The sequence below is a fragment of the Simplicispira suum genome, assembly GCF_003008595.1.
Classification (GTDB): Bacteria; Pseudomonadota; Gammaproteobacteria; order Burkholderiales; family Burkholderiaceae_C; genus Simplicispira; species Simplicispira suum.
Map to the genome: position 1 here is coordinate 3,468,061 of NZ_CP027669.1, position 23,122 is coordinate 3,491,182.

The 23,122-nt window shown below is 63.8% G+C and carries 19 protein-coding genes; 8 read left to right on the forward strand and 11 right to left on the reverse strand.

Going from position 1 to position 23,122, the window contains the following annotated elements; translation table 11 throughout:
* Positions 1–150: 150 nt before the first annotated feature.
* Positions 151–2,301: an NAD-dependent DNA ligase LigA gene (gene ligA, locus C6571_RS16065; protein ID WP_106447582.1), complete on the forward strand. Its 2,151-nt coding sequence runs from the start codon at positions 151–153 to the stop codon at positions 2,299–2,301.
* Entirely contained in the window at positions 2,298–3,266 is a 969-nt protein-coding gene (locus tag C6571_RS16070; RefSeq protein WP_106447583.1) for a patatin-like phospholipase family protein, read from the forward strand. The genes ligA and C6571_RS16070 overlap by 4 nt, the downstream gene beginning before the upstream one ends.
* A 26-nt stretch (positions 3,267–3,292) precedes the next feature.
* On the opposite strand, the gene C6571_RS16075 is transcribed toward C6571_RS16070, so the two are convergent.
* The gene (locus C6571_RS16075; RefSeq protein WP_106447584.1) at positions 3,293–4,648 is read right to left on the reverse strand and encodes a DUF3089 domain-containing protein; all 1,356 of its coding nucleotides are present in this window, start codon (positions 4,646–4,648) and stop codon (positions 3,293–3,295) included.
* Between the two features lie 92 nt (positions 4,649–4,740).
* Between C6571_RS16075 and C6571_RS16080 the strand changes: the two genes are divergently transcribed.
* On the forward strand, positions 4,741–6,075 hold the full coding sequence (locus tag C6571_RS16080; RefSeq protein WP_245901315.1) for an alpha/beta hydrolase family protein: 1,335 nt from the start codon (positions 4,741–4,743) through the stop codon (positions 6,073–6,075).
* A gap of 226 nt (positions 6,076–6,301) precedes the next feature.
* On the opposite strand, the gene C6571_RS16085 is transcribed toward C6571_RS16080, so the two are convergent.
* Positions 6,302–6,853 (reverse strand): NUDIX hydrolase, encoded by a 552-nt coding sequence (locus C6571_RS16085; protein ID WP_106447585.1) that lies wholly within the window; start codon positions 6,851–6,853, stop codon positions 6,302–6,304.
* Positions 6,854–6,926: 73 nt separating this feature from the next.
* Positions 6,927–7,622 carry a fumarylacetoacetate hydrolase family protein gene (locus C6571_RS16090; RefSeq protein WP_106448290.1) on the reverse strand — a complete coding sequence of 232 codons (696 nt, stop codon included), beginning with the start codon at positions 7,620–7,622 and terminating at the stop codon, positions 6,927–6,929.
* A gap of 64 nt (positions 7,623–7,686) precedes the next feature.
* On the opposite strand from C6571_RS16090, the gene pgeF reads away from it, so the two are divergent.
* Positions 7,687–8,574, forward strand: a complete 888-nt coding sequence (gene pgeF / locus C6571_RS16095; RefSeq protein ID WP_106447586.1) for a peptidoglycan editing factor PgeF — start codon at positions 7,687–7,689, stop codon at positions 8,572–8,574.
* On the opposite strand, the gene C6571_RS16100 is transcribed toward pgeF, so the two are convergent.
* Positions 8,494–8,817 carry a hypothetical protein gene (locus C6571_RS16100; protein ID WP_106447587.1) on the reverse strand — a complete coding sequence of 108 codons (324 nt, stop codon included), beginning with the start codon at positions 8,815–8,817 and terminating at the stop codon, positions 8,494–8,496. The genes pgeF and C6571_RS16100 overlap by 81 nt on opposite strands.
* A gap of 108 nt (positions 8,818–8,925) precedes the next feature.
* On the opposite strand from C6571_RS16100, the gene C6571_RS16105 reads away from it, so the two are divergent.
* The 3 genes from C6571_RS16105 to phbB all read left to right on the forward strand — a co-directional run bounded on the left by C6571_RS16105 (position 8,926) and on the right by phbB (position 12,911).
* Complete coding sequence (locus C6571_RS16105) at positions 8,926–10,632, forward strand: PHA/PHB synthase family protein (RefSeq protein ID WP_106447588.1); 1,707 nt, start codon at positions 8,926–8,928, stop codon at positions 10,630–10,632.
* A gap of 235 nt (positions 10,633–10,867) precedes the next feature.
* Entirely contained in the window at positions 10,868–12,046 is a 1,179-nt protein-coding gene (locus C6571_RS16110) for an acetyl-CoA C-acetyltransferase (protein WP_106447589.1), read from the forward strand.
* A 127-nt stretch (positions 12,047–12,173) separates the two neighbouring features.
* A complete protein-coding gene (phbB, locus tag C6571_RS16115; RefSeq protein WP_106447590.1) occupies positions 12,174–12,911 on the forward strand; it encodes an acetoacetyl-CoA reductase in 738 nt (245 codons plus the stop codon).
* A gap of 373 nt (positions 12,912–13,284) precedes the next feature.
* Here phbB and C6571_RS16120 read toward each other — a convergent pair whose 3' ends face one another.
* The 6 genes from C6571_RS16120 to dapC form a co-directional block, all read right to left on the reverse strand.
* Positions 13,285–15,315 (reverse strand): ABC-F family ATP-binding cassette domain-containing protein, encoded by a 2,031-nt coding sequence (locus C6571_RS16120; RefSeq protein WP_106447591.1) that lies wholly within the window; start codon positions 15,313–15,315, stop codon positions 13,285–13,287.
* A gap of 153 nt (positions 15,316–15,468) precedes the next feature.
* Positions 15,469–16,395 carry a 50S ribosomal protein L3 N(5)-glutamine methyltransferase gene (prmB, locus tag C6571_RS16125; protein ID WP_106447592.1) on the reverse strand — a complete coding sequence of 309 codons (927 nt, stop codon included), beginning with the start codon at positions 16,393–16,395 and terminating at the stop codon, positions 15,469–15,471.
* Positions 16,392–17,597 carry a succinyl-diaminopimelate desuccinylase gene (gene dapE / locus C6571_RS16130; RefSeq protein ID WP_106447593.1) on the reverse strand — a complete coding sequence of 402 codons (1,206 nt, stop codon included), beginning with the start codon at positions 17,595–17,597 and terminating at the stop codon, positions 16,392–16,394. The genes prmB and dapE overlap by 4 nt, the downstream gene beginning before the upstream one ends.
* On the reverse strand, positions 17,594–18,763 hold the full coding sequence (locus C6571_RS16135) for a PilT/PilU family type 4a pilus ATPase (RefSeq protein WP_106447594.1): 1,170 nt from the start codon (positions 18,761–18,763) through the stop codon (positions 17,594–17,596). Before C6571_RS16135 ends, dapE begins: the two co-directional genes overlap by 4 nt.
* Before the next feature lie 50 nt (positions 18,764–18,813).
* A complete protein-coding gene (gene dapD / locus C6571_RS16140) occupies positions 18,814–19,638 on the reverse strand; it encodes a 2,3,4,5-tetrahydropyridine-2,6-dicarboxylate N-succinyltransferase (RefSeq protein ID WP_106447595.1) in 825 nt (274 codons plus the stop codon).
* Positions 19,635–20,852, reverse strand: coding sequence for a succinyldiaminopimelate transaminase (gene dapC, locus C6571_RS16145; protein WP_106448291.1), 1,218 nt, complete (start codon positions 20,850–20,852; stop codon positions 19,635–19,637). The genes dapD and dapC overlap by 4 nt, the downstream gene beginning before the upstream one ends.
* 115 nt (positions 20,853–20,967) lie before the next feature.
* Between dapC and C6571_RS16150 the strand changes: the two genes are divergently transcribed.
* Positions 20,968–22,482: a methyl-accepting chemotaxis protein gene (locus C6571_RS16150; protein ID WP_106447596.1), complete on the forward strand. Its 1,515-nt coding sequence runs from the start codon at positions 20,968–20,970 to the stop codon at positions 22,480–22,482.
* A gap of 18 nt (positions 22,483–22,500) precedes the next feature.
* Here the strand turns inward: C6571_RS16150 and C6571_RS16155 are convergent, their stop codons facing one another.
* Positions 22,501–23,118 carry an RnfABCDGE type electron transport complex subunit B gene (locus tag C6571_RS16155; protein ID WP_106447597.1) on the reverse strand — a complete coding sequence of 206 codons (618 nt, stop codon included), beginning with the start codon at positions 23,116–23,118 and terminating at the stop codon, positions 22,501–22,503.
* Between the last annotated feature and the right edge of the window lie 4 nt (positions 23,119–23,122).

Sequence of the window (23,122 nt, forward strand, 5' to 3'; positions counted from 1 at the left end):
CAGCCCTCAGCCCCTTCTCTCGCAACGCTGCGCGCCGCAGGTGGGGGGACGCCGCCAGCGCTGCGGGGCGGCCCTTGCGCGGCGGCCGCTGGTATGGGCCGCGCCAGTCTCATGCGCCCTATGCTATTGGGCGCTGCATGTCGCATTGAAATGCCAAAGAATTTAGACCTTTTTTCGGCTCCAGCGCAATCAGAGCAAGCGCAAGCAGCTATAAAAATAGAAGCATTGCGCCAGCAGATCAACCGCTGGGCGCACTTGTACTACGTGCAGGACGCGCCCGAGGTGCCAGACGCGGAATACGACCGCGTGTTTCGCGCGCTGCAGGCGCTGGAGGCGCAGTTCCCTGGGCTGGTGACACCCGAGTCACCCACCCAGCGCGTCGGTGGCGCGCCGCGCCCGGAGCTGACGCCGGTGCGCCACGCCGTGCCCATGCTGTCCATCCACACCGAAACCGATGTGTCGCCTGCCGGTGCGCAGGCGTTTGACGCGCGCGTGCGGCGTGAACTCGGCCTGGCGGCGGATGCGCCACCCGTGGCTTACGTGGCAGAGCTCAAGTTCGACGGCCTGGCCATGAACCTGCGCTACGAGGCCGGCGTGCTGGTGCAGGCCGCCACGCGCGGCGATGGCGAAGTCGGCGAGGACGTGACGCACAACATCCGCACCATGCGGCAGATTCCGCTGCGGCTGCCGAGCGACGTACCGCCGGTGCTGGAAGTGCGCGGTGAGGTCTACATGGCGCGGGCTGACTTTGAAAACCTGAACGAAGCCCAGCGCGAGCGCGGCCAGAAAACTTTCATCAACCCGCGCAACACGGCCGCCGGCGCCGTGCGCCAGCTCGATCCGGCCATTGCAGCGCAGCGGCCGCTGAAGTTTTTTGCCTATGGCTTTGGGGAGGTCACGCCGGTGGAGCAGGGCGGCCCGGATTTCGCCACGCACTTCGACCTGCTCCAGCAACTGAAGCAATGGGGTTTTCCGGTCGCAGCGCAGACCACACAAGCGCTGGGAGCTAGCGAATTGATAGCGTTCCACGAACGCATCGCCGCCGAACGCGACCAGCTCCCCTACGACATCGACGGCGTGGTCTACAAGGTCGATTCGCTCGCCCTGCAGCGCCAGCTCGGCTTCAAGACGCGCGAGCCGCGCTGGGCCGTGGCGCACAAGTACCCGGCGCAGGAGATGGTGACGCGCATCGAAGGCATCGACGTGCAAGTCGGCCGCACCGGCAAGCTCACGCCCGTGGCGCGGCTGGCGCCGGTGTTTGTGGGCGGCGTCACAGTGACCAACGCCACGCTGCACAACCTGTTCGAGATTCGGAAAAAAGGCGTGCGCGTGGGCGATCAGGTGGTCGTGCGCCGCGCGGGCGACGTTATCCCGGAAGTTGTAGGCACATTGCCTCCCCTAGCTGACTCTCCTGAAGTCATTTTTGTCGACGGGGTGCCTGTAAAGCATATTCACGGACATCCTCCGCGAGAGACGTATGTGCCCAACTTTCGCATGCCCACACATTGCCCCATCTGCGGCAGCGACGTGGTGCGCGAACCCGGCGAAGCCAACCACCGCTGCACCGGCGGGCTCTTTTGCCCGGCACAACGCAAGGAGGCGCTGCTGCACTTTGCCGCGCGCCGCGCCATGGACATTGACGGCCTGGGCGAAAAACTGGTGGATCAACTAGTGGATGGCGCTGTGGTGCACACCTTGCCGGACCTGTACCGCATTGGTCTCGTCGGCTTGTTGGCGCTGGAGCGCATGGGCGAAAAATCGGCACAAAACCTGTTGGCGGCGCTGGAGAAGTCGAAAAGCACCACGCTGGCACGCTTCCTGTTTGCACTGGGCATCCGACATGTCGGCGAGGCCACCGCCAAGGACCTGGCGCGGCATTTCGGCAGTCTGGATGCCATCCTGAACGCCACCACCGAGGAACTGTTGCAGGTGCCCGATGTAGGTCCAGTCGTCGCAGAAGCCATCCACACCTTCCTTGCGCAGCCGCACAACCTCGAAGTTGTCGAACAACTGCGCGCCTGCGGCGTGCATTGGCCGGAAGGCCCGCCCGTCGAGCGCACCACCTTGCCCCTCGCCGGCCAGACGGTGGTGCTCACCGGCACGCTCCCCACGCTCACCCGCGAGGACGCCAAAGCCATGCTGGAAGCCGCTGGTGCCAAGGTCGCAGGCTCGGTCAGCAAGAAGACGCACTATGTGGTGGCGGGGGAGGATGCCGGCAGCAAACTCGCAAAAGCGCAAGAGCTGGGGGTGGCTGTGCTCGACAAAACCGGTCTGATGGCGCTGCTGGGCAAGTCGGCATGACGCGCAAACCCGTCATTGGCCTGGCCCTGGGCAGCGGATCGGCGCGCGGCTGGGCGCACATCGGTGTGATTCGCGCGCTGCAGGCCGCCGGCATCCGTCCCGATCTGGTCTGCGGCTCCTCGATTGGTGCCGTGGTGGGTGCAGCCTACGCGCTGGGCGAACTCGACCGCTTCGAGCAATGGGCGCTGGGACTGACGGGCCGCACCGTGTTCTCGTTCATGGATTTCAAGCTCTCGGGTGGCATGCTCAAGGGCGAGCGGGTGATCGAGTTCTTCCGCCGCAATTTTTCCGACCGCGACATCGAGGCGCTGGACATGCCTTTTGCCGCCGTGGCCACCGCCTTGCATTCGGGCAGCGAGGTGTGGCTGCGCACCGGCTCCACGGCCGACGCGGTGCGTGCCTCGATGGCCTTGCCCGGTCTGTTTACACCGGCCCAGCGCGATGGGCGTTTGCTGGTGGATGGCGGTCTGGTCAATCCCGTGCCGGTGTCGCTGGCACGCGCCATGGGCGCCGACGTGGTGATTGCCGTGGATCTGAACGCCGATATCCTCAGTCGCCACCTGCGCAGCCCGGCGCGCCCGGCGCCCCCCGCCGAGCCGGTAGAGCAGGCCCTGGAGGACGAGGCGGCCAGCGCCGAATCCTCTGCCCCCTGGGTGCGTCGCCTGCAGGATGGCTTCGTCGCGCTCTTGCCCACGGGAGACCACGATCGCGAGCGGCTGCCTTCGCTCTTGGAGGTGGTAATGGGCAGCGTCAACATCATGCAGGTGCGCATCACGCGCAGTCGCATGGCAGGCGAGCCACCCGAAGTGGTAATTGCGCCCCGCCTGGCGCACCTGGGCCTGCTGGATTTTTACCGCGCCGCCGAAGCCATCGAAGAAGGTCGCAAGGCGGCGGAGGGCGCGCTGCCGTTTTTGCGGCAGCTGGGGCTGGGAGATCATTCAATAGGTAAAGCATTCGGGGCTTGACCTGTGCGCTGCCCGAAGGCGTGCGCTCACTCCTTCACTGTCAGGGCCAAATCGGCAGTATCCGTGCCGCTTGCATTTTTTGCATTCAAGATAACGGGATAGACGCCTACAGATTGCGCCACCCCGGTGACGACGCCCGTGGTGTTATCAAGCGCCAGCCCAAGCGGCAGACCGAGGGCGTTGAACCGGACAGGCCGATTTACGGCGCGAACACGCCAATGAACAGGTTGACCTGCGCGTATTGAAACGGCTGCCGTCGGCCCCAGCAAGGGGGCCGTCAGTTTGTCGCGTTGAAGCAAGAAGGCATTCAGACGTCGGCGCGCGTTCTCGCGCAGGTCGAGCCAGAACAGGCTGATGTCGAACACGTGATAGTTGGTGCCGCCAAAGACGCCGCCGTCGTTGAACAGTTCGGGTGGTAGCGGCGGCGCGACCAGTGCATAGCGGCCGTCGTCGAGCACGCGCACCAATTGCCCGCGCGGCTGCGTGAAATGGGTGGCTTCGACGCCGAAGGGCACGGCGCCACGGTGGACGCGGGCGGCTGTGCGGGGAGTCTTCTTGCTCCAGCTCACGGGGTTGACGTTCACCAGCGGCTGGCCCGCCGCGGCCACCCAACGCTGTTGTCGTGCGTTCCAGTGCGTCACCAGCTCCCACTCGTCGAAATTGTTGCCCTTGCCCTCGCCGAAGACGCCCCACACGGCGGCGCAACCCGTCTGTGCAGGCCGGGTGCAGGGCGGGATGTGGTGCAGGTCCTCCTGGAACACCGAGCGAGGCAGAGGAATGCCCGGCAGGTAGGCCGCGACCATACGCTGTTGCAGCGGCGTGCCCTGGATGAGCTCCGAGAGCAGGCGCTGGGCGTGGTTGGCCCCCTGGCTGTGGCCCACGAGGAAGAACGGGCGCCCCTGGTTGTGGTGGACGGCGTAATGCTCGAAGGCGCGGCGTACGTCGGCATAGGCGTAATTCATGGGTGCCTGCTGCTCATCCTCGCTTTTTTCGTACACGGGCAGTGCTGTCTGGCGGTAGCGCGGGGCGTAGACGCGCGCCACGCCGTTGAAGGGCGTGGCCTGGGCCATGAGCATCAGATCGCCGAGCTTGGCGGCGTCGGGATCGTCCACAGGCACGTTGAGCATGTCCTTACGCATGCCGGTGGTCGGGTGAATGTAGAACACATCCGCGCGCGCCTGCGCCTGCAGGTCCGTGAAGCCGCCACCCTTGGGCGTGAACCCGGCAGCCGAGGGCTGCCCGGGCAGAGCGAGCCAGGATTCGGGGCGGGCATAGTCGGGTGCGGGAAGGGGACTGCCGTCCGCCCCATGGGCCGTGAGCAGGCACAGGGCCATGGCCAGTCCGGTCAAGGATGGTAGGTGCAAAAACTTGGCTGACGACATGGTTTTCTCCTTTGTAGTAACTGCCAAGACTGTTATTTTCGATGCCGCCTGGGGAGGAGGGCGATTTCACCTACAACGAAAGGGGACAAGCGATGAAGAAGCAGCAGAACGCGGGCCTGTCGCACCGACGCGGGTTCATGGCTGCGGCCGCCACGGGTCTGGCCATGCCGGTGCTGGCGCCGGCGCAAGAGGCCCAGCCCACCGAGAGTCTGGAGCGTGGCCGCACACGCGTGGCAGGCTTTGCCGACGCCGAGATGGACTACCAGTTGATGCGCCAGCTCGGCGCTGTGCGCTACGGCGGCGCCTCGGTGGGCGAATGTCTGGCGTTGGCGCAGCGCATCCAGAACGGCGTTCCGGCCAGTTGGGTGGCCGAGTTCGCCGCTGCGGGCGTGCGCCAGGAGCAGGACGCCGCCGCGCGCGCGCGGCGCGGGCATGTGGTGAGCGCGCGCGACCAGTACCTGGTGGCGAGTAACAGCTACCGCGCGGCCGAATACTACTGCGGCGTGCTCGACCCCAAGCATGCGCAGCTGGGTCTCAAGAGCCGCGAGTGCTTCCTCGCTGCCATGCACCAGCAGGGCGGGGCGTTCGAGGCATTTTCGCTGCCCTTCGGCGAAACGCCCCTGCCCGCCTACTACATCCGTGCGCCCCAGGCGCGCGCGCGTCGAGGTAAGACGCTGATGATCATCAGTGGCTACGACGGCACACTGGAGGAAACCTGGCTGGCCTATGGCCGCGCTGCACTCGAGCGTGGCTACCATCTGATGCTGTTCACCGGCCCGGGGCAGATGGACACGCTGCGTTTCCATCCGGGCATCGCGTTCATCCCTGAGTACGAGCGTGTGGCCAAGGTGGCGCTGGACCATGTGCTCTCCCGTCCCGGCACGGATCCGCGCCGCGTGGCGCTCATGGGCATCAGCTTCGGCGGCTATTTCGCCACGCGCATGGCGGCGCACGAGCCGCGCATCCGCGCGCTGATCGCCAATTCACCCATTGTGGATTTGCACGCCTACATGGCGTCCTTTGCCGGTTTTGACCCAGCGCAGATGCCCGATGCCGAGGACATCCGCCTGGCCGATGTGGATGCCATCCCGCCCACAGTCATCCCACCACAGACGCGCGAGATGATGCGCAACCTCATGGTGCGCCTGGGGCAGGAGAGCTTCAAACGCGCGTACCAGCGCCTGCACGATTTTCGCGTGAACGATACGGCCCTGCGGGCCATCCGCTGCCCAGTGCTCGGGTTGACGGGCAGCGGGGAAGGGGCCGAGCCCTTGGCGCAGGCTGAGCGTTTCCACCACGGCGTGGGTGGCCCGGCCACGCGCCACATGTTCACCGACCTGGAGGGAGCAGACGGGCACTGCCAAAACGCCAACCTGGCGTATTCGGCGGCGGTCTCGATGGACTGGCTCGACGAGCTGTTCGCTTGAGCCGGTGCGGCGCGTCCGATACCCGCGCGCACCGTTAGCCTAAATCCGGCAGTTGGATGCGCCCCTTATAGTGCCGCCATCGGCGTGCCAGGCAAGGTGCGAGTCTGGTGCTGGCGGGTGTATAGCGTCTTTACACAACAGGTGAGCACGATCGAAGTGGCCATGGCCAATGTTCACACGGGTTTCGAGACATTCACAAGCGGTCAGTTGTCGGATTCAGGTTGAATCAGTCGATATCCACGCAGTGCACGCCGAAGCTGCCCGCGCGCCGGTCGGCAAAAAAGCGCACCAGGGTTTCTTTCACTGTGCGAAACGCCAGCTCGTCCCAGGGCACTTCGTGCTCGGCGAAAAACCGGGCTTCCAATGTTTCGTAGCCAGGATCCAGGTGTTCAGACAGCAGTTCGGCTCGGTAGAACAGATGCACCTGGCCCACGCGTTGCACGTTGAGTACCGAAAACAGCGGGCCTAACGCAATATGCGCACCGGCTTCTTCGTCGGTCTCGCGCTCTGCGCCTTGGGACGTGGTTTCGTTCAGTTCCATGAAGCCCGCCGGCAGCGTCCATTTGCCGCGCCGCGGCTCAATGGCGCGCAGGCACAGCAGTACGCGGCCATCGGGCAGGACGGGAATGGTGCCCACCACGTTGAGCGGGTTTTCGTAGTGCACCCGCCCGCAGTTCGGGCAGACCGCGCGCTGGCGGGTGTCGCCGTCGTCGGGCAGGCGGTAGACCACGGCGGTACCGCAGTCGCGGCAATGGCGAATAGGGTTGTGCAAGCTCATGCGAAATTTATAAACAAATAGGCCACCAGCGCTTGTTCCACCTGCGCGAGCAGCTATTGAAAAATGAGTTGCTTCACGCCACCCGCAGACTCAGGGGCGCCAGTCCGTCGACGCCGCCTTCCAGCAGGTCGCCGGGCTGTACGGCTCCGACGCCGGCCGGGGTACCGGTGTAGATGAGGTCGCCCGGCGCGAGCTGCCAGGCCTTGGAGAGGTGCTCGATGACCTCGCTGATGTTCCAGATCAGCTGGGCCACCCGGCTGCGCTGGCGTTCCTGGCCATTCACCTGCAGCCAGATGCCCGCCTGCTGTACGTCGCCCGCTTGCGCCGCCGGGGTGATGGGGGTGATGGGCGCGCTGGCGTCAAAACCTTTGCCGATGCACCAGGGGCGGCCCTGTTTTTTCATCTCGCCTTGCAGGTCGCGCCGCGTCATGTCCAGGCCCACGGCATAGCCAAAGATGTGGCTGGGCGCGTCGGCCGCAGCGATGTTGCGCCCGCCCTTGCCGATGGCGACCACCAGTTCAATCTCGTGGTGAAGATCGTGCGTCAGGCTGGGGTAGGGCAGCAGCGCCGGCTCCTCGCCCGCGGCCAGCACCAAGGCGTCCGCCGGCTTCATGAAGAAGAACGGCGGCTCGCGTCCGGTAAACCCCATCTCCTTGGCGTGCTCCTCGTAGTTGCGTCCCACGCAGTAAATGCGGTGCACGGGAAAACGCGCCTCGGTGCCCAGTACAGGAACGCTGGTGACGGGCGGCGGTGGAAAGACATAGCTCATCAGATACCTCTTGTGGTCATTGGCGCCGGGCGCGGCGGGCAGTGCCGTGGCTACACTCGCGTCCATGTCTGAAAGCTCGCATTGTCACCGCGCCGTGCCGCCTGTGCAGGGGGAGGACTTGGCGGCCGATGCCGATTGGCTGCGCCCGTGCTGGCCCGCACCCCCGCACGTGCACGCGCTGTGCAGCACGCGCGCTGGCGGCGTGAGCACAGGTGCTTTTTCCAGCATGAACCTGGGCACCCATGTGGGTGATGCGCCCGATGCGGTGGCAATGAACCGCCAGCGCCTGCAGGCCGCGCTGCAGCACGCTACGCCGGGTGCACGGCCGGTGTTTTTGAATCAGGTGCACGGCTCGTCGGTGCTTGAACTGGCGCCCGGCGCCAGCGATGGTGCCTGTGCCGACGCTGCCTTGACCGCGCAAGCCGGTCTGGCCTGCACCATCATGGTGGCCGACTGCTTGCCGGTGCTGATCACCGATCAGCGGGGCCGCATGGTGGCCGCTGCACATGCCGGTTGGCGTGGACTCGTGGGCGGAGTTCTGGAGTCGGTTTTGGAGCGTTTTAGGGTGCTAGCGCTTACCCATCAACAGCTAAAAGCTATTGAAAAGGGAGCAAGTGAAGCATGGGATGCGGCCGATTTGCTGGTCTGGCTCGGCCCCTGCATCGGCCCGCAGGCGTTTGAAGTGGGCGCAGAGGTGCGGGAGGCGTTTTGTGCCGTGAATGCCCAGGCGGCAGCGCATTTCGCCCCCCAGGTGGGGGGCAAATACCTGGCTGACTTGCCAGCCCTGGCGCGCCAGCGGCTTGCAGCGCTGGGCGTTAGCCAGGTCTACGGCAACGATGGCAGCGACGCCTGGTGCACGGTGGCGCAGAACTCACGCTTCTTCTCGCACCGGCAGGGTGGCGGGCCCAGCGGCGGCACCGGGCGCATGGCTGCCTGCATCTGGCTGGGCTGAAGCCTGCGAGGCGGCCTGCGCCGCCACAGTGCGCTCGTGCATCTGGCGCTCCTGCACTTCGCGCGCACGAATTTTTCGTCGCCTTCCGGGCGTTCCCAGGATGTAGATCACGATAGAGAGCGGCAGTGCGCCATAGAGCGCAAAAGTGATGAGGGCACCGAGCACGCTGCCGGTCGTGCTCGTCGCCTCGGCGACAGCCATCAGCACCACCACATACAGCCATGCAATCACTATCAGGTACATGGGAAATCCGGAGTCAGGAAAACAAGGGTCATGGGGCGTTACGATAGCAGTGGCAGGCGCAACCAGGCGCCTGCCTCAACGGGCGCCGCCTGCCCACGAGGAGACAGCATGAGTTCCGATTCGCTCTGGGCCCAAAGTGCCCAGCAATACCAGGAAGTTTTCGGTGAGAACTGGAAGCGCGCGCTGGAGGTTTTTCAGCAAATCGAGATGCCGGTTGCCCCGACCGCCGGTGCGACTGCATCGATCCGGTTGGCCCCCGACAAACTGCAAGCGCTGCAAAAGCAATACGTGGACGAGGCGGCCAAACTTTGGGCGGAAGGCCTGAGTGCACCCCAGCCCACGGGCGACAAGCGATTTGCGTCTGAAGCCTGGGGCGACAACCCGGTAGCGGCGTTCTCGGCCGCAGCCTATCTGCTCAATGCGCGCACCCTCATGGGCCTGGCCGATGCAGTCGAAGGCGACGGCAAGACCCGCGCGCAGGTGCGCTTTGGGGTGGAGCAATGGATTGCGGCCATGTCTCCCAGCAATTTTTTGGCCTTCAACCCTGAAGCGCAGCGCAAGGCCATTGAAACCAAGGGCGAGAGTATTGCCCAGGGCATGGCCAACCTGGTGAGCGATATGCGCCAGGGCCATGTGTCCATGACCGATGAAAGCCTGTTCGAAGTCGGCCGCAACGTCGCCACCACCGAGGGCGCTGTGGTCTATGAGAACGACTTGTTCCAGCTCATCGAGTACAAGCCGCTCACCGACAAGGTGTACGAGTTGCCGTTCGTGCTGGTGCCTCCGAGCATCAACAAGTTCTACATCCTGGACCTGCAGCCAGAGAACTCGCTGATTCGATACTGCGTTGCGCAAGGCCACCACACCTTTGTGGTGAGCTGGCGCAATCCCGACCAATCGCTCGCGCACAAGACCTGGGACGACTACATCGAGCACGGTGTCATGGAGGCGATCGAGGTTACGCGCCAAATCACCGATGCAAGCCAGGTCAATGCCCTCGGTTTTTGTGTTGGCGGCACCATGCTCAGCAATGCATTGGGAGTGCACGCGGCGCGTGGCGAGCAACCCGTGGCCAGCGCCACTTTTCTCACGACGCTGATTGACTTCACCGACACCGGCATCCTCGACGTCTTTATCACTGAAGGCTTTGTACGCATGCGCGAATTCGAGATGGGTGAAGGCGGACTCATGAAGGGGCAGGATCTCGCCTCCACCTTCAGCTTCCTGCGGCCCAATGACCTGGTGTGGAACTACGTGGTGGGCAACTATCTCAAGGGCGAGACGCCGCCGCCGTTTGATCTGCTGTACTGGAACAGCGACAGCACCAACCTGTCTGGGCCGTTCTATGCCTGGTATCTGCGCAACACCTACCTTGAGAACAACCTGATCAAGCCAGGCAAGACGACCGTGTGCGGCGAAAAGCTCGACTTGCGCAAGGTGAAGCTCCCGGTCTATATCTACGGCTCGCGCGAAGATCACATCGTTCCCATCAATGCGGCCTATGCCAACACGCAGGTGTTGCCGGGCAAGAAGCGCTTCGTCATGGGTGCATCCGGCCATATTGCCGGAGTCATCAACCCGCCGTCTGCCAACAAGCGAAAGCACTGGACGCGCGACGACGGTAAATTCCCTGCCACCCTGGAAGGCTGGCTTGAAGGCGCGAGCGAGCACAAAGGCAGCTGGTGGACCGACTGGTCCGACTGGCTGTCTGGCCACGCGGGCAAGCAGGTGGCCGCGCCCAAGCGCTATGGCAAGGGGGCCAAGTTCAAGGCCATCGAGCCCGCACCCGGCCGCTATGTAAAACAAAAAGCCTGATATGGAGGGCAACCCCCTGAGCGGCTGCGCCGCTTCCCCCTTCTCTCGCAGCGCTGCGCGCAGCGGGAAGGGGGCCGCCACCAGCGCGGCGGGGGGGCGCGACCTGCACAGGCCCTTGCGCGGCGGCCGCTGGTCTGGCCCGCGCTAGGTGCAAGCGCTGTGGCGCCGTGTAGCGCCGCCTTCGCAACGGACTACTGAATCCCTTCTCAAAAACATTTCAACCCAAGGAAAAATCATGGAAGACATCGTCATTGTTTCCGCCGCCCGCACCGCAGTTGGCAAGTTTGGCGGCGCGCTCGCCAAGATCCCTGCCACCGAGCTGGGAAGCATCGTCATCAAGGAGGCCATTGCACGCGCTGGTGTGGGCATGGACCAGATCGGCGAAGTCATCATGGGCCAGGTGCTCGCCGCTGGTGTTGGCCAGAACCCGGCGCGCCAGGCGCTGATGAAGGCCGGCGTGGCCAAGGAAACTCCGGGCCTGACCATCAATGCCGTCTGTGGCTCAGGCCTCAAGGCCGTAATGCTGGCCGCACAGGCCATTGCCGCCGGCGACAGCGAAATTGTGGTGGCCGGTGGGCAGGAAAACATGAGCCTCTCGCCCCACGTGCTCAACGGCTCGCGCGACGGCCAGCGTATGGGCGACTGGAAGATGGTCGACACCATGATCGTCGATGGTCTGTGGGACGTGTACAACCAGTACCACATGGGCATCACTGCCGAAAACGTTGCCAAGCAATACGGCATCACGCGCGACATGCAGGACGCCCTGGCGCTTGCCAGCCAGAAAAAGGCCGCTGCAGCGCAGGACGCCGGGCGCTTCGCTGATGAAATCGTCAGCGTGAACATTCCACAGCGCAAGGGCGATCCGGTGGTTTTCAGTGCCGACGAATACCTCAACCGCAAGACCAATGCCGAAGCGCTGGCGGGTCTGCGCCCAGCGTTTGACAAGGCTGGCAGCGTGACGGCTGGCAACGCCTCGGGCCTGAACGACGGCGCGGCTGCGGTGGTGGTGATGAGCGCCAAGAAGGCTGCGACGCTGGGCCTCAAGCCGCTGGCGCGCATTGCTGCCTATGGCACCAGCGGGCTTGACCCGTCCATCATGGGCATGGGACCCGTGTCGGCCACGCGCAAGGCCTTGCAGCGCGCGGGGTGGAGCACCGACGACATTGATTTGTTCGAGCTGAACGAGGCGTTCGGCGCTCAGGCTTGCGCCGTGAACAAGGAACTCGCCATTGACCCTGCCAAAGTCAACGTGAACGGTGGCGCCATCGCCATTGGCCACCCCATTGGCGCGTCCGGCTGCCGTATTCTCGTAACACTGCTGCACGAAATGCAGCGCCGTGATGCAAAAAAAGGCCTGGCGGCGCTGTGCATCGGCGGCGGTATGGGCGTGGCGATGGCCTTGGAGCGTTGATCGGGCCTGAACCTGGCACCTTGTGACACAAAAAATCGCGTGCCTCGGTGTTTACCTTCACGGTCCTGGCACGAATCGCCGCTAGAGTGGAATCCATCGGCCACATGTTCACCAAGAGGAGATAAGAATGAGTCAAAGAGTAGCGTACGTCACGGGCGGAATGGGCGGTATTGGTACCGCCATCTGCCAGCGCCTCCACAAAGAGGGTTTGAAGGTGATCGCCGGCTGCGGCCCCACACGCGACCATGCGAAGTGGATTGCAGAGCAAAAAGCGCTGGGTTACACCTTCTATGCATCGGTAGGCAACGTGGGCGACTGGGATTCCACAGTAGAGGCCTTCGCCAAGACCAAGGCTGAGCACGGCAGCATTGACGTGCTGGTGAACAATGCCGGCATCACCCGCGACCGCATGTTCCTCAAGATGTCGCGAGAAGACTGGGATGCGGTGATCGAAACCAACCTCAACAGCATGTTCAACGTCACCAAACAGGTGGTTGCTGACATGGTGGAAAAGGGCTGGGGCCGTATCGTCAACATCAGCAGCGTGAATGGCGAGAAGGGCCAGGCTGGCCAGACCAATTATTCAGCCGCCAAGGCCGGCATGCACGGTTTTTCCATGGCGCTGGCGCAGGAGCTGGCCACCAAGGGCGTGACGGTGAATACCGTCGCGCCCGGCTACATCGGTACCGACATGGTCAAGGCGATTCGTCCCGACGTTTTGGAGAAAATTGTTGCTACGGTGCCGGTCAAGCGCTTGGGCGAGCCGAGTGAAATTGCCTCCATCATTGCCTGGCTGGCCTCGGACGAGGGCGGCTATGCCACCGGTTCCGAATTCTCGGTCAACGGCGGCCTGCACATGGGCTGACGGCGCCACGCAGCCATAAAAAAACCCCGCGAAGCGGGGTTTTTTTATGGCTGAACCGAGGCGTCAGGCAGGCCGCAGGCTCTGCGGATCAGAAGCGCGCAGGTGCACGTTTGCGATCGCGTTCGTCTTCGGGCCAGCAAGAAAGGGCGGTGTGGGTGGTGTTGTTCATGGTGATTAACTCCTGAGATGGACCTACAACGCCCCCGCGCCCCAGCCCGTTGACACCCAGATCGCAATAAAATGCAACTGGGCAAAACCCCGGAAAAATACAGTATTTTTGCTATGTAATGCATAGCTTTCTGGGCTTATGCAGCAAGCGCCAAGCGCCCAATTCACCAAGGCCAAGCGTTGGGGCGTGCCAGCGTTTCTCGGCTCAATTTCCCTGCGCGGCGCCTTCCAGTTCCGAAGAAAGTTCGAGCCAGCGCTCTTCCAGGCGCTGGGTTTCTTCAAGAGCTGCCTTCAAGCGCCTGCCGCATTCGGCCATTTGGGCTGGGGTAGGCTGGTCGCTCAATTGCGCCTCCAGCGCTGCGCGCTCGCCCTCCAACGCAGCCAGGCGCTGGTCGATCTGGTCAATCTCTCGCTTGATCGGGCGCAGCTGCTGTGCCCGCTGCGCTCGCGCGTCAGCCGCCAGCCGGCGTTGCTCGCGCGCGTCTGGCGCTGCGCTGCTTGCCAAGTCAATGACATTTTTGGCTCCAGCGCTCGAACAGCCTGCGGGTGCTGCTCTCTTTTCTATAGTGGCCGCAGGAGCGACGGGTTCGGCTGCAGCTTCTGTCTTGGCCAACTCGCGTTGTCGCTTGGCTTCATCAAGCAGGTAGCGCTGGTAGTCGTCCAGGTCGCCGTCGAACGGGCCTACGGCGCCGCGCCCGACCATCCAGAACTCGTCGCACACGGCGCGCAGCAGGGCGCGGTCGTGGCTGACCAGCATGACCGTGCCTTCGAACTCGTTGAGCGCCATGGACAGCGCCTCGCGTGTGGCCAGGTCGAGGTGGTTGGTCGGCTCGTCGAGCAGCAGCAGGTTGGGGCGCTGCCAGACGATCATCGCCAGCACCAGGCGCGCCTTTTCGCCGCCGCTCATGCTGCCCACGCTTTGCTTGACCATGTCGCCGCTGAAGTTGAAGCTGCCCAGGTAGCTGCGCAGGTCCTGCTCGCGGCTGGGTTCGCGGCTGTTGGGGCCGGCCTCCTTGGCCAGGCGGATCATGTGTTCCAGCGGGTTTTCGTGCGGTCGCAGCACATCAAGCTCCTGCTGGGCAAAGTAGCCAATCGACAGGCCCTTGCCTTCGGTGATGGTGCCCGCCAGCGGCGCCATGGTGCGGGCAATGGTCTTGACCAGGGTTGATTTGCCCTGTCCGTTGGCGCCCAGGATGCCGATGCGCTGGCCCGCCAGCACGCTGCGGCTGACGCTGTTCAGAATCGTGGTCTCTACGCCGTCCTCGCCCAGGTAGCCAAACGAGGCATCGGTGATTGTCAGCATCGGATTGGGCAGGTTGGCAGGCTCCTTGAATTCAAAGGTGAAGTCGGCGTCCGCCAGCACCGGCGCGATTTTCTCCATGCGCTCCAGGGCCTTGACCCGGCTTTGCGCCTGCTTGGCCTTGCTGGCTTTGGCCTTGAAGCGGGCGATGAACTTCTGCAAATGGGCAATCTTGTCCTGTTGCTTGGCGAAGCTCGACTGCTGCAGTTCGAGCTGCTCGGTGCGCAAGTCTTCAAACTTGCTGTAGTTGCCGCCGTAGCGCGTCAATTGCGCATGGTCGATGTGCATGGTCACATTGGTCACGGCGTCGAGGAACTCCCGGTCGTGGCTGATGACGATCATCGTGCCCTCGTAGCGCTTGAGCCAGGCTTCCAGCCAGACCAGGGCGTCGAGGTCCAGGTGGTTGGTGGGCTCGTCGAGCAGCAGCAGGTCGCTTGGGCACATCAAGGCGCGGGCCAGCTGGAGGCGCATGCGCCAACCACCCGAGAAGCTGTCCACCGGCTTGTCCAACTCGGAGACCTTGAAACCCAGGCCCAGAATCAGCGCCTGCGCGCGCGGCACAGCATCGTTGGCGCCCGCGTCGTGCAGGTCGGTGTAGGCGTGGGCAATGGCCATGCCGTCGTCGGCAGCTTCGGCCGCTGCCAACTGGGCCTGTACCTCCATCAGGCGGGTATCGCCGGCCACGACGAAATCGGTCGCTGGCTGGTCGGTTTCGGGCATGTCCTGTGCCACTTGGGACATGCGCCATTGGGTCGGGATGAAAAAGTCGCCACCGTCTTCATGCAGGTTGCCGTTGAACAGGGCAAACAGGCTGGACTTGCCGGCGCCGTTGCGGCCCACCAGGCCGACGTGTTCTCCGGGGTTGATGGTGGCGTTGACGCGGTCGAGCAGCACTTTGGCGCCGCGGCGAAGAATGACGTTTTTGAGAGTGATCATGAAATGGGAAACCTTGGGGCGATTATCCCGCGTGCGCCCGATGAGGCCGGGCTGGCGGGTTTGTGCCCTGTAGAAAACAGCGCGCCACCTTGGTCAGCGCTCTGGTCTGGCGCTGAAGATGGTGCTGGGATGCAAGAAGCGGGCTGGGTGCAGCTAACGCACGCCTGCGCCGCCGCGCAGCGCGGCCTGAGTGATGAGCAGCACCTGGTCGGCACCTGCGCTGGTGTCCAGCCAGTACACCGGCAGCTCGGGAAAGGCGGCTTCGAAGTGCGCGCGCTCGTTGCCAATTTCCAGCAGCAGTGCACCTTCTTCGGAGAGTTGGTCAGGCAGCTCGCCCAGCAGCCGGCGAACGAAGTCCATGCCGTCGGCCCCGCCCGCCAGGGCCAGCGCGGGCTCGGCGCGGTATTCGGGCGGCAGTGTCTGCATGCTCGCCTGGTTCACGTAGGGCGGGTTGCAGACCACCAGATCCCAGGGGCCGGGCACGGCGGCCAGGCCATCAGAATGCACCAGTGCGATGCGTTCTTCCAGGCCGTGCTTGTCGACGTTGATGCGGGCGACGGCCAGGGCGTCGGCAGAAATATCGGCGCCAGTTACCTGCACGTCCGGCCAGGCCATGGCGGCCAGCACGGCCAGGCTGCCGTTGCCGGTGCACAAGTCAAGCACGGTGTGCGTGCTGTCGCTGAGGAAGGCATCGATGCTGCCATCGGCGATCAGCTCGGCAATCAGGCTGCGCGGAACGATGCTGCGCTCGTCCACATAGAACGGCACGCCCTGCAGCCAGGCTTCCTGCGTGAGGTAGGCGGCAGGCTTGCGTGTGGCGATACGTTCTTCAAAAAGAGTAGCTGCTTGCGCAAGCTCCGCCTGCGTTACAGGCCGATTTTGCATTGAATCCGGTGTATCGCCGAGGGGTGTGTCCAAGGGCAGGCCCAGGCGCCAGAGCACCAGCCAGGCGGCTTCGTCGTGGGCGTTGGTGGTGCCGTGGCCAAAAGAGACGCCAGCTGCACTGAGCAAGGTAGCGCCCGAATCCACCAATGCGCCCAGTGTGGCGCCCGCCAGCGGCGGCAAAGCGGTGGTGCTCATCGTTGGGCGGCCGCCAGCGTGTTCAAGTGCTCCAGCGTGCGGCGGTAGATGTTTTTTATCGGCTCAATGTCGGACAGCGCAATGTGCTCGTCGATCTTGTGGATGCTGGCGTTGGGCGGGCCGCACTCGATGACCTGCGGGCAGAGGGTGGCGATGAAGCGGCCATCGCTGGTGCCACCGGTGGTGGAGAGTTCGGTGACCAGGCCCGTTTCGTCGGCAATCGCCCGCTGCACTGCGTCCACCAGCTCGCCGGGCGTGGTCAGGAAGGGCTCGCCGCCCAAAGTCCACTGCAGCTCGTATTCGAGTTCATGGCGGTCGAGCACCGCGTGCACGCGCTGCTTGAGGCTCTCCGCGCTCGATTCGGTGCAGAAACGGAAGTTGAAATCCACCACCACCTCGCCGGGAATCACGTTGCTCGCGCCCGTGCCGCCGTGGATGTTGCTCATCTGCCAGCTGGTGGGCGGGAAAAAGGCGTTGCCTTCGTCCCATCGCAGTGCAGCCAGTTCAGCCAACGCGGGCACTGCCTGGTGAATGGGGTTGCGCGCCAGGTGCGGATAGGCGATGTGGCCCTGAATGCCACGCACCACCAGCCTCCCGCTGAGCGTGCCGCGGCGGCCGTTCTTGATCATGTCCCCGGTGCGCGCCACCGAGGTGGGCTCGCCGACGATGCACCAGTCGATCCGCTCACCGCGCGCGCGAAGCTGCTCGACCACCACTTTGGTTCCGTCCACCGACGGGCCTTCTTCGTCACTGGTGAGCAGCAGGGCGATGCTGATCAGCGGTTCGGGAGTGGCCGCCAGAAACTCTTCCACGGCCACCACGAAGGCGGCAATGGAGGTCTTCATGTCGCTTGCGCCGCGGCCGTAGAGCTTGCCGCCCCGCTGTGTGGGCACGAAGGGCGGGCTGGTCCATTCGCCTGGCGGGCCGGTGGGAACCACATCGGTGTGTCCAGCAAAAACTATTGTTTTTATAGCATCTTGCGCCCGTCCCATAAGCGCTGAGGGCCTTTTTGACCACAAATTTTGAACACGGAAGCTCGCCGGCCCGCTGTCCATGGCCTCGCAGTGGAAGCCGAGGGGCGTCAGGCGCTCGCTCAGCAGGGACAGGCAGCCAGCGTCGTCTGGGGTGACGGAGGGGCGCGCAATGAGTTGTTCTGCCAGCTCAAGTGTGCGGGGAGGGGCGGAAGGGGCGGCCGTGTTCAATCACTGCCTCTCACGTCGAGCACGATTTCGGTGAATGAAGGCTCCTCGTCCTGCGCTTGCGCTTCGCGGGCTTGCTGCGTGGCCTGAGCGGCCTTTCCCGCAATGGAAAAATCGTTCTGCAGCCGCCACATGAGGTTGGTGGGTGAATCGGCGAAAGCCAGACCCTCTTTGCGATCAATGCGGTTTTGCAGAATCAGTCGGGCCAGATCTTCCTCGAAGGTCTGGGAGCCTTCGGCCATGGATTTTTCCATGGCTTCCTTGACACCCGAAAAGTCGCCATTCTCAATGAGTTCCGCCACCAGCTTGGTGTTGAGCATGACCTCGACGGCCGGTACGCGCTCGCCGACCGTGGTGCGCACGAGCCGCTGAGAGACAATGGACCGCAAGGCCGAGGCAAGGTCCCCCAGCATGGTTTCGCGCACTTCCACGGGGTAGAAACTGAGAATGCGATTGAGCGCCTGGTAGCTGTTGTTGGCGTGCAGCGTAGCAAGACACAAGTGGCCCGACTGCGCATAGGCAATCGCGGCCGACATGGTTTCGCGGTCGCGGATTTCGCCGATCAAGATCACGTCGGGCGCTTGGCGCAGCGCGTTCTTCAGCGCGACCTGGAGCGACTGGGTGTCAGAGCCGACCTCGCGCTGGTTGATGATGGACTTCTTGTTTTTGAACTGGTACTCGACCGGATCTTCGATCGTCAGAATATGGCCGGTCTGCAGGTTGTTGCGCCGATCGATCATGGCGGCCAGCGTGGTGCTTTTGCCTGAACCCGTGGCTCCGACGAGCAGCACCAAGCCACGTTTTTCCAGAATCAGGTCGCCCAGAATGGAGGGCAGATTCAGGCTGTCGAGTTCCGGCACCTGCTGGCTGATGAAGCGGATCACTACGGCATAGCTGCCGCGCTGGCGCATGCCGCTGACGCGAAAGCGCCCCACGCCCGAGAGCGGTACGCCCATATTGAGTTCGCCGGTTTCCTCCAGCTCCTCGATCCGGTCTGGTGGCACGATCTCCGAGAGCAGGTTGCGCGGCGCCTCGGGCGGCAGGATCTGGTTGTTGATCGGCACGCACTCGCCGTTGATCTTGATCAGCGCTGGTGCGTTGGCCGACAGATAGACGTCCGAGGCCTTTTTCTCGGCCATCAGGCGCAGGATGCGTTCCATTGTGCTCATGCGTGTCTCCCTCGGGGTGGTGTCGGTGTGCGTAGCCGTTGGCGGTTTTTCTAGTCGCGCAGCAAGTCGTTGATGCTGGTCTTGGCGCGGGTCTGCGCATCCACGCGCTTGACGATGATGGCCGCATACAAGCTGTAGCGCCCGCCGTCCTTGGGCAAATTCCCACTGACCACCACGGATCCCGAGGGAATGCGGCCATAGGTGATTTCGCCCGTCGCTCGGTCGTAAATGGGCGTGCTCTGGCTGATGTAGACGCCCATGCTGATGACGGAGTTTTCTTCGACGATCACACCTTCAACCACTTCGGAGCGGGCGCCGACAAAGCAGTTGTCTTCAATGATGGTGGGGTTGGCCTGCAGCGGCTCAAGGACGCCGCCAAGGCCGACACCCCCCGAGAGATGGACGTTTTTACCCACCTGCGCGCACGAACCTACGCAGGCCCAGGTATCCACCATGGTGTTTTCGTCTACGTAGGCACCAATGTTGACGTAGGAAGGCATTAGCACAGCGCCCTTGGCAATGAAGCTGCCGCGCCGTGCGACGGCCGGGGGCACCACGCGCACGCCCGTGGCCAGCATGTCGGCAGGAGAGAGGTGCGAAAACTTGGTTTGCACCTTGTCGAAGAAGGCCAGGTCGCCGGCCCTCATGATCTCGTTGTCCTTGAGGCGGAAGGACAACAGCACCGCCTTCTTGATCCACTGGTGCACGGTCCACTGGCCGACGGCCTCGCGGGTGGCCACGCGGAGCTTGCCGGTATTGAGCTCGGAAATCACATGCTCGACAGCGTCCATCACCTCTTTGGGCGCGCTGGTGGGCGAGAGGCTGGCGCGGTTGTCCCACGCGGTGTCGATAAGGCTCTGGAGTTGCTGCGTCATGAGGTTGGTTTCGAGGAAAGCGATTGGACAAATTGCACGATGCGCTGCGCGGCTTCCACGCATTCACTGGTTGGCGCCACCAGCGCCATGCGGATACGCTGCGCACCCGGATTGGCGCCCTGCGCTTCGCGCGCGAGATAGCTGCCAGGCAGGACCGTCACATTGTATTGAGCCTGGAGCGCGCGGGCGAATTGCGTGTCCGACAGGCCCAGTGCGTCGGGAATTCGGGCCCACAAATAGAAACCCGCGTCGGGCAAGGCCACATCCAGCACGGGCGCAAGCAGCGGCGTCACGGCTTCGAATTTGTCGCGGTACATCTGTCGGTTTGCTACCACATGGTCTTCGTCGCCCCAGGCGGCAATGCTGGCCGCCTGTACGGGCGGCGACATCGCACCGCCGTGGTATGTGCGGTAGAGCAAAAAGTCCTTGATCAAGGCCGCATCGCCTGCCACGAAACCGCTGCGCAAGCCAGGCACATTGCTGCGCTTGGATAGGCTGGTAAAGGCCAGGAGGTTACGAAAATCGCTGCGCCCCAGCTGCGCGGCTGCTTCCAGGCCACCCAGAGGAGGCGCTCCCTGGAAGTAAATTTCGCTGTAGCACTCATCCGAAGCAATGACGAAGCCATGGGCGTCCGAGAGGGCGAACAGCTTTTCCCACTCGGCCAGGGGCATCACGGCCCCGGTGGGGTTGCCGGGCGAGCACACGTACAGGAGTTGGGTGCGTTGCCACACATCGGCGGGCACGCTGTCCCAATCGACTGCGAAATTGCGCTCTGGATCGCTGGGCGCATACCAGGGGGTGGCACCGGCGAGCAGGGCCGCTCCTTCATAGATCTGGTAGAACGGATTGGGGCATACCACCACCGGTTCAGGTCGACTGGCATCCACCACCGTCTGCGCAATCGCAAACAAGGCTTCGCGCGAGCCGTTGATTGGCAGCACTTGGGTCATATGATCCAACTGCACCTGGTAGCGTCTGGCGAGCCAACCGGCAAAGGCCTCGCGCAGCCGGGGCTCACCCGCGGTTGCTGGATAGTTTGACAGACCTGTCAGATTACTGACAAGTATCTGTGTAATAAACGCCGGTGTGGGGTGGCGGGGCTCTCCCATCCCCAGGCTGATGGAGCGCAACTGTGCGGGCGGAACCACACCCGAAAAAAGTTGACGCAGCCGTTCAAAGGGATACGGTTGCAGTCGTTGTAACAGGGGATTCATGGGCATGGATTATCAGTGAAGCTTCGATCCGGCGCGCCTGTGATGCACCGTCCTTCCGTCCGGCCCCGATCCGATCGCGAGGTCCTTGGCGCTTTTTTTATTTAGGAGGGCTGGAATGTTCCTGACAATGATTTTGCGTCCTGGGCGCTGGGCGTTGGGGCGCATGCGGGTGTCGCTGCAGATGGCCGTTGTCTCTGTGGCGGCGCTTGCGGCCTTGCTGGCTGTGGCCGCATTGGCCGGTGCTGGTGCGTCAGCGGTGTTGCTGTGGACGGTGCTTGGGGCCTGTGTGCTGCTGGTGATCTATCTGATGGCCGTGGTCACCAATGGGCTCACTGCGGATATTGCCGTTCTGGCACGCACCATGGAGCAGGCGACCCGAGGCGACCTGCGGGCGCGCACCGCCTTGCGCGGCAGCAGTGAGATGGCAGAGTTGGGGCGCCTGCTCGACGGCATGGTGCTGACGCTGTCTGCCATGGTGGCCGATGTGCGAAGCAACTCGGCCCTGGTGTCGCATGCCGGTGAGGTGCTCGCCAGCGGCAACCGCTCGCTCGCCGATCGCACCGAGCAGCAGGCGGCGAGCCTGGAGCAAACCGCCGCCAGCGTAGAAGAGTTGTCAAGCACCGTCCACAGCAATGCCGAGACGGCCAAGGGGGCTGATGCGCGCGCCAGCCAGGTCAGCCAGGCAGCAGAGCAGGGCGCGAAGGCCATGGCGCGTGCAGTGGAGTCGGTCGAGGCGATTCAGCAGGGTGCGCGGCGCATGAACGAAATCATCGGCGTGATCGATGGAATTGCTTTTCAGACCAATATCCTGGCACTGAACGCTGCGGTGGAAGCGGCGCGTGCCGGGGAGCAGGGGCGCGGCTTTGCCGTAGTGGCTTCGGAAGTGCGCATGTTGGCGGGGCGTTCGGGCGAGGCGGCGCGCGAGATCCGTCAGTTGATTGGTGCCTCGGTCCAGCAAGTGGAGGCGAGCGCGGGTCTGATCCGTACCGCTGGTGAGAGCATTGCCGGCATGGCGTCGGGCATTCGATCCGTGGCGCTCACCATGTCCGAGATTGCCACCACGGGAGCGGAGCAAAGCACGGGCTTGTCCGAAATCACTTCGGCAGTTCAGCAACTAGACCAGATCACGCAACAGAACGCTCAGATGGTGGAGCACGCCGTGGCGCAATCACTGGCGCTGGGAGAGCGCGCCAGCACGCTGTCGAAGGCGGTCTCCCGCTTTCAGTTGCAGCAGGGCACGGCCGAGGAGGCGCGTGCTCTCGTGGAGCGGGTCGTTCCATTGCGAAATGGTCTCTCGCGCGAGCAGTTTCTGCGAACGATTACCGACAAAAACCAACCCTGGCACGACCGCGACATGTATGTCTTTGCGTTGGATGATGCAGGGCATTACCTGGCGTTTGGCGGGAACAGCGCCAAGGTGGGAACACGCGTGCAAGACGTACCGGGCGTCGCTGGAGACCAGTTGATGGCGGACATCATGGCCCAGGCAGAAAGTGCGCCGGGTTGGGTCGAGTACGACTATGTCAATCCCACGTCCGGCAAAGTGCAGACCAAGATGTCTTATGTCTGCCTGGTCGACGACCTGTATGTGGGGTGTGGCGTGTACAAGGCCCTGGTCGGCGGCGCTTGAAGCGCTTCAACGCCTGTTCTAGGGCGCACGCTGCGCCCGGGCTCGCGCCAAAGCGGCAGCAACAACCGATTTCTTGCTGCGTTCTGTTGCGGCGGGCGCAGACGGGTTGCCGGTTTCGCGCTCCTGCGCAAGGCGCGATTGTCTTGCCTCATAGCGCGCCTGCGCATGCGTTGCCTGGCCGTCTGACCAAGCCGCCCAGCCGGTAGCCGAGCCGCTGACATTGGTCATCGCGATGCAGTCCACGGGACAAACAGGAACGCACAGTGCGCAGCCCGTGCAATGTTCAGCGACCACCGTGTGCATGAACTTGTTGGCGCCGACGATGGCGTCGGTGGGGCAGGCGGCCAGACAAAGCGTGCAACCAATGCACCAGTCTTCGTCGATCACCGCCAAGCTGCGTGGTTCTTCAGAGCCCACATCCGGGTGCAGTGTACGGATGGCTTGCCCAGTGATAGCGGCCAAGCGCTCAATACCTTCTGCTCCGCCTGGGGGGCAGCGATTGATGTCGGTCTCTGCGTTCGCAATGGCCTGCGCATAGGCTGCGCAATCGGGGTAACCGCAGCGGGTGCACTGCGTTTGCGGCAAGGCGGCCACCAAGCGGGCCGCCAGACCGCCAAGGTCGGGCGGCGGAGCCATGGCT

Excerpts from the sequence above, each read along its gene's own strand:
- ligA (WP_106447582.1), top strand. The coding sequence starts at position 151 with ATGCCAAAGAATTTAGACCTTTTTTCGGCTCCAGCGCAATCAGAGCAA.
- C6571_RS16070 (WP_106447583.1), top strand. The coding sequence starts at position 2,298 with ATGACGCGCAAACCCGTCATTGGCCTGGCCCTGGGCAGCGGATCGGCG.
- C6571_RS16075 (WP_106447584.1), bottom strand. The coding sequence starts at position 4,648 with ATGTCGTCAGCCAAGTTTTTGCACCTACCATCCTTGACCGGACTGGCC.
- C6571_RS16080 (WP_245901315.1), top strand. The coding sequence starts at position 4,741 with ATGAAGAAGCAGCAGAACGCGGGCCTGTCGCACCGACGCGGGTTCATG.
- C6571_RS16085 (WP_106447585.1), bottom strand. The coding sequence starts at position 6,853 with ATGAGCTTGCACAACCCTATTCGCCATTGCCGCGACTGCGGTACCGCC.
- C6571_RS16090 (WP_106448290.1), bottom strand. The coding sequence starts at position 7,622 with ATGAGCTATGTCTTTCCACCGCCGCCCGTCACCAGCGTTCCTGTACTG.
- pgeF (WP_106447586.1), top strand. The coding sequence starts at position 7,687 with ATGTCTGAAAGCTCGCATTGTCACCGCGCCGTGCCGCCTGTGCAGGGG.
- C6571_RS16100 (WP_106447587.1), bottom strand. The coding sequence starts at position 8,817 with ATGTACCTGATAGTGATTGCATGGCTGTATGTGGTGGTGCTGATGGCT.
- C6571_RS16105 (WP_106447588.1), top strand. The coding sequence starts at position 8,926 with ATGAGTTCCGATTCGCTCTGGGCCCAAAGTGCCCAGCAATACCAGGAA.
- C6571_RS16110 (WP_106447589.1), top strand. The coding sequence starts at position 10,868 with ATGGAAGACATCGTCATTGTTTCCGCCGCCCGCACCGCAGTTGGCAAG.
- phbB (WP_106447590.1), top strand. The coding sequence starts at position 12,174 with ATGAGTCAAAGAGTAGCGTACGTCACGGGCGGAATGGGCGGTATTGGT.
- C6571_RS16120 (WP_106447591.1), bottom strand. The coding sequence starts at position 15,315 with ATGATCACTCTCAAAAACGTCATTCTTCGCCGCGGCGCCAAAGTGCTG.
- prmB (WP_106447592.1), bottom strand. The coding sequence starts at position 16,395 with ATGAGCACCACCGCTTTGCCGCCGCTGGCGGGCGCCACACTGGGCGCA.
- C6571_RS16135 (WP_106447594.1), bottom strand. The coding sequence starts at position 18,763 with ATGAGCACAATGGAACGCATCCTGCGCCTGATGGCCGAGAAAAAGGCC.
- dapD (WP_106447595.1), bottom strand. The coding sequence starts at position 19,638 with ATGACGCAGCAACTCCAGAGCCTTATCGACACCGCGTGGGACAACCGC.
- dapC (WP_106448291.1), bottom strand. The coding sequence starts at position 20,852 with ATGAATCCCCTGTTACAACGACTGCAACCGTATCCCTTTGAACGGCTG.
- C6571_RS16150 (WP_106447596.1), top strand. The coding sequence starts at position 20,968 with ATGTTCCTGACAATGATTTTGCGTCCTGGGCGCTGGGCGTTGGGGCGC.
- C6571_RS16155 (WP_106447597.1), bottom strand. The coding sequence starts at position 23,118 with ATGGCTCCGCCGCCCGACCTTGGCGGTCTGGCGGCCCGCTTGGTGGCC.